This window comes from Streptomyces sp. NPDC052107, assembly GCF_040680215.1.
Classification (GTDB): Bacteria; Actinomycetota; Actinomycetes; order Streptomycetales; family Streptomycetaceae; genus Streptomyces.
The window spans coordinates 1-10,876 of the sequence record NZ_JBFAWG010000149.1; the positions used below are offsets into that span (position 1 = coordinate 1).

10 protein-coding genes and 2 pseudogenes are annotated in these 10,876 nt (G+C 68.4%); 3 read left to right on the top strand and 9 right to left on the bottom strand.

Going from position 1 to position 10,876, the window contains the following annotated elements; all coding sequences use genetic code 11:
- Positions 1-230: 230 nt before the first annotated feature.
- Together AB0M27_RS44650 and AB0M27_RS44655 are read right to left on the bottom strand one after the other, a co-directional pair.
- Positions 231-917 carry an SDR family oxidoreductase gene (locus AB0M27_RS44650; RefSeq protein WP_365588636.1) on the bottom strand — a complete coding sequence of 229 codons (687 nt, stop codon included), beginning with the start codon at positions 915-917 and terminating at the stop codon, positions 231-233.
- 247 nt (positions 918-1,164) lie between these two features.
- The gene (locus tag AB0M27_RS44655; RefSeq protein ID WP_365731570.1) at positions 1,165-1,782 is read right to left on the bottom strand and encodes a TetR/AcrR family transcriptional regulator; all 618 of its coding nucleotides are present in this window, start codon (positions 1,780-1,782) and stop codon (positions 1,165-1,167) included.
- A gap of 204 nt (positions 1,783-1,986) precedes the next feature.
- Here AB0M27_RS44655 and AB0M27_RS44660 point away from each other — a divergent pair, with 204 nt between their 5' ends.
- Positions 1,987-3,219, top strand: coding sequence for a PP2C family protein-serine/threonine phosphatase (locus AB0M27_RS44660; RefSeq protein ID WP_365731573.1), 1,233 nt, complete (start codon positions 1,987-1,989; stop codon positions 3,217-3,219).
- Between the two features lie 163 nt (positions 3,220-3,382).
- Here AB0M27_RS44660 and AB0M27_RS44665 read toward each other — a convergent pair.
- Both AB0M27_RS44665 and AB0M27_RS44670 read right to left on the bottom strand, forming a co-directional pair.
- Positions 3,383-3,939 (bottom strand): annotated as a pseudogene (locus tag AB0M27_RS44665) (transposase); the annotation flags it as partial.
- Between the two features lie 67 nt (positions 3,940-4,006).
- Positions 4,007-5,131 (bottom strand): IS630 family transposase, encoded by a 1,125-nt coding sequence (locus tag AB0M27_RS44670; RefSeq protein WP_365731575.1) that lies wholly within the window; start codon positions 5,129-5,131, stop codon positions 4,007-4,009.
- 232 nt (positions 5,132-5,363) lie between these two features.
- Here AB0M27_RS44670 and AB0M27_RS44675 point away from each other — a divergent pair, with 232 nt between their 5' ends.
- Complete coding sequence (locus tag AB0M27_RS44675) at positions 5,364-5,906, top strand: nuclear transport factor 2 family protein (RefSeq protein WP_365731577.1); 543 nt, start codon at positions 5,364-5,366, stop codon at positions 5,904-5,906.
- Positions 5,907-5,924: 18 nt separating this feature from the next.
- Here the strand turns inward: AB0M27_RS44675 and AB0M27_RS44680 are convergent.
- A pseudogene (locus tag AB0M27_RS44680) lies at positions 5,925-6,016 on the bottom strand (transposase); the annotation flags it as partial.
- A gap of 315 nt (positions 6,017-6,331) precedes the next feature.
- On the opposite strand from AB0M27_RS44680, the gene AB0M27_RS44685 reads away from it, so the two are divergent.
- Positions 6,332-6,922, top strand: a complete 591-nt coding sequence (locus AB0M27_RS44685; RefSeq protein ID WP_365731579.1) for a Chromate resistance protein ChrB — start codon at positions 6,332-6,334, stop codon at positions 6,920-6,922.
- A gap of 70 nt (positions 6,923-6,992) precedes the next feature.
- Here AB0M27_RS44685 and AB0M27_RS44690 read toward each other — a convergent pair whose 3' ends face one another.
- The 4 genes from AB0M27_RS44690 to AB0M27_RS44705 are packed head-to-tail and all read right to left on the bottom strand — an operon-like array spanning position 6,993 to position 10,753.
- Complete coding sequence (locus AB0M27_RS44690; protein WP_365731581.1) at positions 6,993-7,193, bottom strand: hypothetical protein; 201 nt, start codon at positions 7,191-7,193, stop codon at positions 6,993-6,995.
- Positions 7,190-7,951, bottom strand: coding sequence for a hypothetical protein (locus AB0M27_RS44695; RefSeq protein WP_365731583.1), 762 nt, complete (start codon positions 7,949-7,951; stop codon positions 7,190-7,192). Before AB0M27_RS44695 ends, AB0M27_RS44690 begins: the two co-directional genes overlap by 4 nt.
- Positions 7,952-7,967: 16 nt before the next feature.
- A complete protein-coding gene (locus AB0M27_RS44700; RefSeq protein ID WP_365731586.1) occupies positions 7,968-9,116 on the bottom strand; it encodes an ABC transporter ATP-binding protein in 1,149 nt (382 codons plus the stop codon).
- Complete coding sequence (locus tag AB0M27_RS44705) at positions 9,113-10,753, bottom strand: ABC transporter permease subunit (RefSeq protein ID WP_365731588.1); 1,641 nt, start codon at positions 10,751-10,753, stop codon at positions 9,113-9,115. The genes AB0M27_RS44700 and AB0M27_RS44705 overlap by 4 nt, the downstream gene beginning before the upstream one ends.
- Positions 10,754-10,876: the final 123 nt, after the last annotated feature.

Sequence of the window (10,876 nt, forward strand, 5' to 3'; positions counted from 1 at the left end):
GCAGCGAGGTGATCATGCGTGCAGCATCCCAGCCACCGCCGAGAGCTCGGCACGCAGGCTCCCACCTGCAGCGATGACTTTACGAGCCCCACAGGTTCAGATGCCGTGGGTTTCTGACGTTGTTGGCCGGCGTCGGGTGACCTCATACGGCCCGAAGACGGCCCCGGGCCTTGATCGTCCGGAGCCGTCTTGTATCCGGCTTCTGCACCTATTCGGGTAGGGCGGTCGTGTCAGGTGACGCGCAGTCCGCCGTCGATGAACAGGTCCTGGGCGTTGACGCCGGTGTTCCGGAGGAGGAAGTCGGTGGCTTCCGCGACTTCCTCCATGGTCACCAAGCGCCCGATGGGGGTACGCGGTACGTGAGGGTGGTCGGGCACGTCGCGCCACCTCGGGCTGTCTCCCACCACGCCGGGATGGAGCGCGTTGACACGATGGGGTGCGATCTCCAGTGCGAGGGTCTTCATCAGTCCGGTGATACCCGAGTTGACGGCGGTCACGATGGTGGAACCGGGGTAGGGCCGTTCTTTGGCCAGGCCGCCGAAGAGGACGACCGACGCGCCGGGGGTGAACCGGTCACGCAGGACGCGCACGGTCTCCGTGTACCCCACCAGCTTGATGGTCACGGCTTCCACGGCCTTGGCGATGTCGAAGTCCGCGAGGGTGTTGAAACCCTCTGAGACGCCGGTGATCACCAGGTTGTCGACGTCCCGTACGTCGGCGAGCGCTCCGTCGATGGCTTCCGGCCGCGACAGGTCAACGGCCAGACCCCGGACGCTGCCGGCGATTTCGGCGGCCACGGTATCGGCGCGCTCCCTGGTGCGGCTGGTGATGATGACGCTGTCGCCGCGGTTGGCGTATCGCTGCGCCAGTACGCGTCCCAGCGCGCCGCTTCCTCCGACGATGATCGAGGTGGTCACAATCCACAGGTCCCTTCAGTGGATATGCAGCAAATGAGATATTTTATGCGGGGAGATGCGGACGGTTGGGACGCCACCGGAGGGGGACGGCCCGGCAGCCGTCCCGCCGATCGGTCGCCGGGCCGGTAGGTCAACGTCAGGGTCCGCGCTGCGTCGAGCATCGTGACCAACACCGGTCCGCCGGCTGACCGCTCCGGAATCCGCGGCACATGCCGGTACTCACGGCTTGAAGGCGGCGAGTGACCGCTCATCGTCCGGGCCAGAGATCAGGTGCCGCGGCCAGGGCGGTGAGGGCCGCGCGGTCGCCCACGGCATGGTCGACGGGTTCGCCGGTGACCAGGAGCCGATAGTAGATCGGCGCGGCGATCAGTCCGATCAGCTCATGGGGATCGGTGTCCGCCGGTAGTTCACCGCGCTGGATCGCCCGTTCGACGATGGGCGCGGCGAGCCGCTGCCGTTCGGCGAAGTGGTTCCGCTTGACCTCGGCGACCTCCGGCGCTCTGGCTGCATCGGAGAACAGCACGGCCACCAGGATCGCGCCCGCGTCGCTGGTGAGAACGTCCACGATCGATCGGGCGTACGCACGCAGGTCGGTCTCGATCGCACCGGTGTCCGGAACCGGGACCCTGGCTTCGACCAGGTCGCCCATGGCGGCCGCCAGCAGCGTGTCCTTGGTCCCCCACCGTCGGTAGATGGTCGTCTTGTGCACGCCGGCCCGCACTGCAATGTCCTCGATGGACAGTGCGGCGTAGCCGCGCTGTCCCAACTCGAGCAGCGTCGCCTCGTATACGGCCGCACGCACCCGAGCGCTGCGACCGCCCGTGCGGACCGTGCCGCGCCGTTCGGTGAAGGTCGCCGAAGCCATATTGCAACTCCTTGTTGCGTTTACTGGCACCAATGTGCCACAGTTGCGCAAAAGGGACAAAACATCGTCGGCGCAACCATGACCTGCAGCGTCCGTCATCGCTAATAGTTCAAAGTTCAACCTTATTGCCTCAGTTAGGCATATTTTGGGAAGTTTCCACTGCAAGCGGGCGTCGAACAACCGTCTCCGCCTAAGGACAGAAACATGGGTGCACAGGTAAAGGGGTCCACCGCATCCCGTGTCACCGCCATTCGGTCGTTGAGGCAGGTGATCGCCCTGAAGCGGCCCTCCTGGCGGATGTGGGGAGAGGACCGGCCGTTCTCGCCGGCGCTCCTGACTCCGCTGTTGGTGATCGTGCTGGCCTCGGTGGCGGCCCTCTTTACGCCCCACTTGGAGTTCTACCGGCTGCTCGGGGCGGCCCCCGCGCTTGCCGCCGCGATGTTCTCCGTGGCCGGCACGCTGAGCATCGGGCTGCTGACCCTGATCGCCGGCTTCGTCATTTCCGCCGCCGACCACACTCTGGAGCGGACTCCCGGAATCTTCACCTTGATCACGGTCGCGGCTGTCACCCTGGCCGCCGCTTACGCCAGCCAGGTACGTCAGCACCGGGAGCGCACCCTCGCCGAGGTCCGCTCCGTGGCGGAGACGGCGCAGCGCGTGCTGCTGCGCCCGGTCCCACATCACCTCGGGCACATCGACGTCGAGGTTCTCTACCAGGCGGCCGCCGCGCAGGCCCGCATCGGCGGCGATTTCTACGAGGCGCAGCAGACCTCGCACGGAGTGCGGCTGATCATCGGTGATGTGCGCGGCAAGGGCCTGCCGGCCGTCGAGGCCGCCTCGGTCGTCCTCAGTTCCTTTCGGGTGTTCGTCGAGGACGCCCCGCACCTGCCGGACCTGGCACACCGGCTGGAGACCAGCATCAGCCGTTACGGCGAGGACGTGGCCACCGACGACGCGCTGGAACGCTTCGTCACCGTCCTGCTCGTCGAGATCCCCGCCGGAGAACCCATCGCCCGCCTGGTCAACTGCGGACACCCTCCGCCGCTGCTGCTGCACGGCGGCGAGGTGTGCGAGGTAGAACCCAGCGCGCCGTCACCGCCCCTCAACATGGCCGCCCTGCTCGGCGAGCACTACCAGGTCGACACCATTCCCTTCGGCACCGGCGACCGCCTGCTGCTCTACACCGACGGCGTCAGCGAGACCCGCGACGGTATCGGGACCTTCTACCCCCTCGCCCAGCGCGTCCGCCGATGGGTCCTCGCCTCGCCTCGCCAACTCCTCGACCACCTCCACCAGGACCTGCGCGCCTACGTCCACGGCACCCGTGACGACGACCTCGCCGCCCTGGTGGCCCACCGCGTCACACCGTGCGACCTGGATTCGGCCGAACTAGGAGGGCTACGGCCACTCCGGTCGACTGGCCCCAACATCGGTTGAGCACGTGCGCAGCCCTCTGACGTGCAACTTGGCACGACGGATCGGGCAGTCCCGGACGCACGGATATCAGCGCGGTTTACTGGTGGTTCGAGACCAGGACTGTCCGCGGCGCGTACGCAAGCGAAGGTCACGGTCGCAGACGAGTACGTGCCCACGCGCAGCACCCGTAGGCGGCGTCGGCCACGACGACCGGTGGACTCATTCCCCAGTCCAGCGTGTCGAGCATGTCCAGGGCCAGCCGCCACTTCTCGCGGTGTCTGACCTCGGTTGGGACGCGGGCGGCAGTCCTGCGGTCGTTGTCCGCTTCCCATTCCTGAGGCAGGAACAGCTGCCCTGCAGCGGGCATGAGGCGATGTCGGTCGCAGCGTGGACGCTGACCGCGACGTGGCAGTTGGCGCGTTTGCCCAGGGCCCCGCAGTACTGCGGGGCGACCGCGACCGACATTCTTCCGTCCTTGGGCACCGACACGTCGTCGATCACCCAGGCCGTCGGGGTGATGAGCGACAGCATGCGTTCGCAAATGCGACGCTGCACCGGCACGGGATCCCAGGTGGACTGGTTCACGAACTGCTGGAGGTTCTTGCGGCGGCCGTCCAGCATCAGTCCCCGCAGATAGCAGTCGCTCTTGACCCGCTGGTCCTTGCGCGGCACCGAGGCGAACACATCAGCCACGTATAACGCCAACCTGGCCCGCACCCACGTCACTTCGAGTGCATCCACTCATCCAACGTGCCCAGGAACAGCCCGAACCGGAAGACCTAACGGAGTCCTACTAGTGCTGCGTTCCTCAAAGGAAGTACACATAGCGGCGGCGCAAACGCCTGGTGGGTGGTGCGGGTCTGCCCCAGATCCAGGGTTGGGCACGGGCGTTGAGCTGGGCTGTGGCCACTTCGGTGGCGTGGGTGATGTGGTCGCGGTCGCCGAAGGAGCGTCCGGCCAGGGCGGTCTTGCGGAAGATGCGCCACCACCCCTCTTGGAGGTTGAGCCAGCAGGCGCCGACCGGGATGAACACGTGCCTGATGCGGGGATGGTCCTCGAGCCAGGTCCGGGTGGACACGCTGTTGTGCGAGGACAGATTGTCGGTGATCACATAGATGTCCCCGACAGGGTTGGCGTCCTCGACCAGCTGAAGGAAGTGCTGGTAGAAGGCGCTGTTGCGGGAGGTTGCGGTCATCGTGAGTTCCTGGCCGTCGCGGACGCGTAAGCCGCCGTAGACCCAGGTTTTCTCCGGTCCGCGGGAATAGTCGATCTCGTTCTTGATGCGGTGTCCGTCCGGTGACCAGCCCGGCGCCGGTGGAAAGGTGCGGGGGATCACCGGGCCGAGCTCGTCGGCGCAGACGACCGTCGCGCCGGCGGGCGGGCTGGTGTAGAGCTCGACGATCCGCGTCCTTTTCCCTCGAAGTCCGTCTCTCGAGCGCGTCCACGAGCGCGTGCGCCGCCAGCGCACGCCCTCGGCCAGCAGGATCCGGCGTACCTGGGAGCGACTGACCTCGATACCGAGGTCCTGAGCTGCGGCAGCCAGTGTGTCCAAGGTCCACTCCGAGGGCCCAGACTCGTCCGCGGCCCACATCTCGTTTGACGGCTGCACCTCAAGCCGACCCGGTGGGGTCTGCTTGACCATCGCAATGATCCGGGAGCGTTCGGCCTCGGTGATCCTTCGCTTGCGGCCCTGTCCTCCCAGATCCTCCAAGCCCTCAAGCCCCCAGCGGTTGAAGCGGTGCAGCCAGCGACGCACCGTCTTCTGACTGCACCTCACCTCGTCAGAGATCTGCGGGACCAGCCAGCCGTCCCAGCTCAGCTCGACCATCCGGCACCGCTCCACCAGAACCTTCGGCGCCTTCCTGGCAGCCGCCAGGCGGTGGACCACCGCTTGCTCGCCCTCGTCACGTCCCGGCCGTGCCCTTAGCACCATGACCCAGCACCCGCCCCCGAGCACCCGCAGCCACCCCGCTACCAGCAGCTATACCCACCGAAAGCGGAATCGAGCACTAAGAGTGCGCGCGGACCCACACCTGCCTACCCTGAATCTGCGGTGTCTTCCTCGCGTCCAGAAGAAGGGGATGCGGCGCAATGTGCAGCGGCGTATGGCTATCCCGAGACCCGAGACACCCGCACAGCCGAGACGCCTACTGTCAGGAGCGGGCATGGCTGATCGCGCAACGATGGAGCGTATCTGGGAAGCCCACACCGCCGGCGAGTTCGTGGCGCAGGACGTGGAGGCTACGATGGCCACGATGGACGACGACCCCATCGTCGTCCATGTGCCGACCGCCATGGGCGGTAGTGGGTACGACGGCGTCAAGGACTTCTACGCACGCTGGTTCATTGGACGGAACCCGGACGATTTCACTGTGCGTTCGATATCCCGCACGGTGGGAGACGACAGCCTCGTAGACGAAATGATCGTGTCGTTCACCCACGACATCGAGGTGCCTTGGATTCTGCCTGGATTGGCACCCACCGGGCAGCAGGTCCGTATACCCGTCATCGCCGTCGTGGACTTCCGAGGCCCGCGTGTGCGGAGCGAGCACATCTACTGGGATCAAACGGCGGTGCTCGCGCAGACGCAGTTGCTGAACGACGACATCGTCCGGCGCCTGCCCGTGGTCACCACACCGTTGGACGTACTGGACGGCAGGGTCCCCCTCAACCAGCTGACGTCGCCCCGCCTCGATGTCGAACCGTGAATGTCAATCCCCTCGAACCCGGAACCGGTCGTAGATCGTCGACCAGCATCCGTACCGGCGCGGAACGTCGCGCCAGGGCTCCCCGTACGGAACCTCCACATCACCGCATTGAAGTAGGTAGCTGCGCAGGTCAGGGATCGGCCCACGTTCGCCCAACGGCAGATGCGATCAACTCCCATCGGCATCGGTCACATCACCACCGCGTCACAGATCGCTCCTGCAGCAGCCGGAAGCCTCCCGGCCTTGGCATGTCCGTACGTACGACCGACGGCGGCCAGGAAGGACGGAGGCGGGCGGCCTGTCCCCGTGCCGCACGCTCTTGCACCGGAAGCCGTGGGGCCCGCGGTGATCAGGATCGATTTCGGCGGCGCTGACGCGATCCCCGTAGGGTGGCTGCGTCAAGCGGGTCGAGTGGGAGGTGCACGGTGGTTTCGACGGCTTCGGCGCAGGAGGGGGAACCTGCCGGCGACGAGGCGGGTGGTCAGCGGCAGCAGTGGCTGGTACTGGTCTACCGGGTGCCGAGTGAGCCGACCCGGCTGCGGGCCGCGGTGTGGCGCCGTATCAAGGGTTTGGGAGCCATCTACCTGCAGAACTCGGTGGCGGCCTTCCCTCGGACCGTCGCCGCCGAGCGGGCGCTGCGCGTACTGCGCAAGGAGATCATCGACATGGGGGGCACGGCCCAGCTGTTCGGGACGGAGGTGCTCGCGGGGGAGACCGATGTGGTCGCCGCGTTCAACGCCGCCCGGGACGACGAGTACGAGGAGATCGTCGACCGCTGCAAGGACTTCCTGGAGCAGGTGGAGAAGGAATACCGGGCGGACCATTTCACCTACGCCGAGCTCGAGGAGAACGACGAGGACCTCACCAAGCTCAAGAACTGGTTCGCCAAGGTAGGCAAACGCGACCTGCTGTCGGCATCCGGCCGCGCGGCGGTGGTGGGGGCGCTGAAGCGATGTGAGCAGGTGCTGGAGGACTACGCGGCGCGGGTCTATCTCGAGGAGGGCGAGACCCGCTGACGCCTGCACGGCCGGGCCGGCGTGAGGCGGAGCGAGCCCGCGTCGCGCCGGCTCGTTGTCCGGCCGGCCGTTACGCGCCGCGGGTCGCCCGCCGCAGCGAGACCCCCAGCAGCGCCACCACCGCGACTGGTACCAGCCACCAGGCAGGGACATGGCCGGTGACCAGCAGCGCGGTGACGGCGAGCGCCAGGACCACGCCGACCGCGACGGTCCAGTCGTCTCCGACCAGGAAGTCGTACCAGAAGCGCAGGAATCGTGTGATCGGGTTCATGAGGCCACTCCGGCGTTCTCGGTGCGGGCCGTGACGCCGGCACGGCGCAACAGGGCCACGTAGGCCAGGGACACTGCGAGGATGCCGGGCACGAGGACCAGCAGCGCGGCGTCGGCGCCCGGCCATTCGGCACCGGCGCCTTCGGCACCCCAGAAGGTGCCGAAGGCGGTGAGCAGAACGCCCACCGCGAACTTCATGGTGTTCTCGGGCACCTTGGCCAGCGGCGCCCTGACCAGCAGGCCGACCGCGACCACCAGCACCACGGCGGCGGCCGCCCCGAGCGTGGCCACCCCGATTTGACCCTGGACCGAGCCGAAGGTGACCACGATGAACGCCACCTCCAAGCCCTCCAGGAGCACGCCCTTGAACGCCAGGGTGAAGCCGTACCAGTCGGTGACGAAGGCCCGGTTCTCGCGGGAAGCGTTCGCGGCGGCCGCGACCTGCTCCTGGTAGATCTTGTCCTCGTCGTGCAGCGCCTTGTTCCCCGACGCCCGCAGGATCGCCTTGCGCAGCCACTGGAGCCCGAAGACGAGCAGCAGGGTGCCGATCACCAACTGCATCGCGCCGATCGGGATCCGGCCGACGGCCGGCCCGAGCACGGCCACCACGACCGCCAGGGCGGCCAGCGCCGCACCGACGCCGAGCAGGGGCGAGCGCCAGCCGCGGGTGACGCCCGCGGCCAGGACGATGGTGAGTGCCTCGACGGCTTCCACCGCGCAGGCCAGAAAGACGGCGAGGACCAGTGCAGTCCCGCTCATGTGTTTCCTCCAGTGGTTATCGTGCGTGCGACATCTGTGCGGGGACGTCGGACGCGGCACGTCCGGCGCTGGGGTAGGCGAAACACCCGCCGGCCTCCACGGTCAGCGTGACGGTTTGGCCGCGCGGCCAGGCCTGCTGGTCGAACACTCCGCACAGCTGCGCCCCGTCCGGGAGTTCGACCACGTGGTCGTAGCCGCGCCCCCGGTAGGCGGTGTCCTTGATGAATCCGGTGAGGCTGCGCTGCGCCCCGGCCGCGTCCGGGCGGCCGATCCGCAGGGCTGCCGGCCGCATCAGCAGATCCACCGGAGCGCCGTTCGACGGCCTGGTCGGCGCGTGGGCCACGAGCGTGCGGTCCAGCACCCGTACGTGCACCGTGCCGTCCTCCGCCACCTCCTCGACCGTCGCGGACAGTTCCCCGGACAGGCCGGTGAAGCGTGCCACGAAGGGCGAGGCAGGCCGGGAGTAGATGGCTTCCGGAGTGCCCTGCTGCACGACTCGGCCCTCCCGCAGCACACTGATCCGGTCGGCCAGCGCGAACGCCTCCGACTGGTCGTGGGTGATGTAGATGGCCGTCGCACGGGTCTCCCGGGCCAGCGTGGCGATCTCCACGCGGAGCCGTTCCTTGAGGTCGGCGTCCAGATTCGACAGCGGCTCGTCGAACAGCAGCAGGCTGGGGTGCCCGGCCAGGGCGCGGGCCAGGGCGACGCGCTGCTGCTCGCCGCCGGACAGTTCGCCGGGGTGGCGCCATCCGTAGCCGGCCAGCCCGACCCGCTCCAGCAGGGCGTCGACGCGTGACGTCACCTCCGCCCGTTCGACCCGCTGCCGGCGCAGGGCGTAGCCGACGTTGTCGGCAACGGTCATGTGCGGCCACAGGGCGTAGTCCTGGAAGACCATGCCGAGGCCCCGCCGCTCCGGCGGCACGCACACTCGCCGGTCGGCGAGGACCTGGTCGCCCAGCAGCACCTGGCCCTCGTCGACCCGTTCGATGCCGGCTATCACCCGCAGCAGCGTGCTCTTGCCGGAACCCGACGGTCCCAGCAGGACGTGGAACTCGCCGGCCTCGACGGTCAGCGAGACGTCGTCCAGAACCGTGTGGGGGCCGTACCGCTTGACCACCCGGTCGATCTGCAACCGGGTGGCACCGGCTCCGAGTTCGGATTTCACCGTTGCTCCAATCGATGCCAGCCCGGCGGGGCGACGAGACGGAAGATCAGGAGTGCGAGAGCGATGACGAGGAGAACGCCTACGCAGGCGATCACCAGCGAGGCGGTGCCCGTGCCGAAGTCGTAGTTGACGATCAGGCCGGTCACCGCGACGGACAGCGGCTGCCGACCGGGGGGATACAGCATCGAGGCGAGCGGCAGTTCCAGGAACCGGTCGCCGAAGGTCAGCAGCCAGGTCCACAACAGCCCCCGGGACAGCAGGGGCAGGACGGTAGTGGCCCAGGTCCGTGTCGGTCCCGCGCCATGCACCCGTGCCGCGGCGAGCATGGAGTCCTGCAACTGCGCAAACGAACCCGCCAGCAGCCGGGACGCTCCCGGCAGGGCACCTGCGAGCAGACCGATGGCCAGCAGCGTCAGGGTGCCGTAGAGGTGGATTCCCAGGACATTCATGAGGGGCAGGTTGTAGGTGAAGATGTACCCGGCGCCCAGCACGATCGAGGGAAGGGCGACGGCCCCCAGCAGGAGTAGGTCCAGCACGCCCGCCGCCCGTCCGGTTCCGGTACGACCGCTGCGGGACAGGTACCGGGCCACGAGCACGGCGCCGATCAGCGCCACCGTCGCGGTCACGGCCGCCAGTTGCAGGGACAGGAGGAGCGGCGCGAGCAGATTGGACTGCTGGAAGACCTGCTGGTAGTTGGCCAGCGTGAAGCTGTGCGCCGTCACCGCGCCGAACGGCCCGAGCATGGAGGCGCACACCACCCCCAGCGCTGGTACACCGAGCGCGAGCAGGAAGAACAGGCCCAGACCGGTCAGGGCCGCCGCCGAGCCCCGGCCACTGAGCGGCGCCCGGGGCATGAAGCGGGTACGCCCGGACAGCACCGCGTAGGAGCGGCGGCGGGTCGCCCTGCGCTGCGCCAGCATGGCCAGCACGATCAGCATCATCAGCAGCCAGCCGACCGCCGCCGCCGTCGGGTAGTCCGCGGGGAAGTTGGTCACGGCGCTGGCGAGGGCGTAGGTGGCGAGGGGGAAGTGCGCGTCCGCGGCGAGTGTCGCGGCCACGCCGTAGTCGCTGATGGCCTCCGCGAAGACGATCGCGACGGCGGCCCACAGTCCCGGGGCGAGCATGCCGAGCATGATCCGCAGCCGGGCGCGGGTTCCCGCGCCATGCACGCGCGCCGCGTCCTCGAAGTCGCGGCCGAGTCCGGCGACAGCACCGGAGACCGCGAAGAAGGCGAAGGGTACGCCGCGGCTGCCGAGGACCCAGATCACCCCGAGCGGCCCCATCACCAGGTGACGCAACCAGCCCAGGTCCATGCCCAGGAGTTGGGAGAGGACTCCGTCCGGTTCCACGAGGCGGCTCCAGCCGAGTGCCTCCAGATACGACGGGGCGAGCAGCAGGGCCCAGATCGCCAGACGCCACAGGCCGTCACCCGGGACCTTGGTCCGCCCCAGCAGCAGCGCGAGAGCGGTGCCGACCGCCGCGGCGAGAACGGCGGCGCCCGCTCCGGTGAGGGCGGTGTCCAGCAGCGCCTGCAGCATGTTCCCGCTGAGTGCGGAGCCGAACGGCGCCAGGGTGAACCAGGCCGAGCCCTGCCCGAACATCCTGGGGCTGACCGCGACCAGCAGGAAACCTCCCACGGGCACCAGCAGTATCAGCCCGGCGGCACTTGTTCGGCACGTAGCCGCCGGAGACCAGAGGTTCGGTGTCGGGCAGGATCAGCTGGCTGCCGGTCACGTGGTACATCGAGTCGTACGACGTGA

Coding starts and splice junctions, on each gene's coding strand:
- AB0M27_RS44675 (WP_365731577.1), top strand. CDS start 5,364: ATGGCTGATCGCGCAACGATGGAGCGTATCTGGGAAGCCCACACCGCC.
- AB0M27_RS44660 (WP_365731573.1), top strand. CDS start 1,987: ATGGGTGCACAGGTAAAGGGGTCCACCGCATCCCGTGTCACCGCCATT.
- AB0M27_RS44695 (WP_365731583.1), bottom strand. CDS start 7,951: ATGAGCGGGACTGCACTGGTCCTCGCCGTCTTTCTGGCCTGCGCGGTG.
- AB0M27_RS44670 (WP_365731575.1), bottom strand. CDS start 5,131: ATGGTGCTAAGGGCACGGCCGGGACGTGACGAGGGCGAGCAAGCGGTG.
- AB0M27_RS44690 (WP_365731581.1), bottom strand. CDS start 7,193: ATGAACCCGATCACACGATTCCTGCGCTTCTGGTACGACTTCCTGGTC.
- AB0M27_RS44655 (WP_365731570.1), bottom strand. CDS start 1,782: ATGGCTTCGGCGACCTTCACCGAACGGCGCGGCACGGTCCGCACGGGC.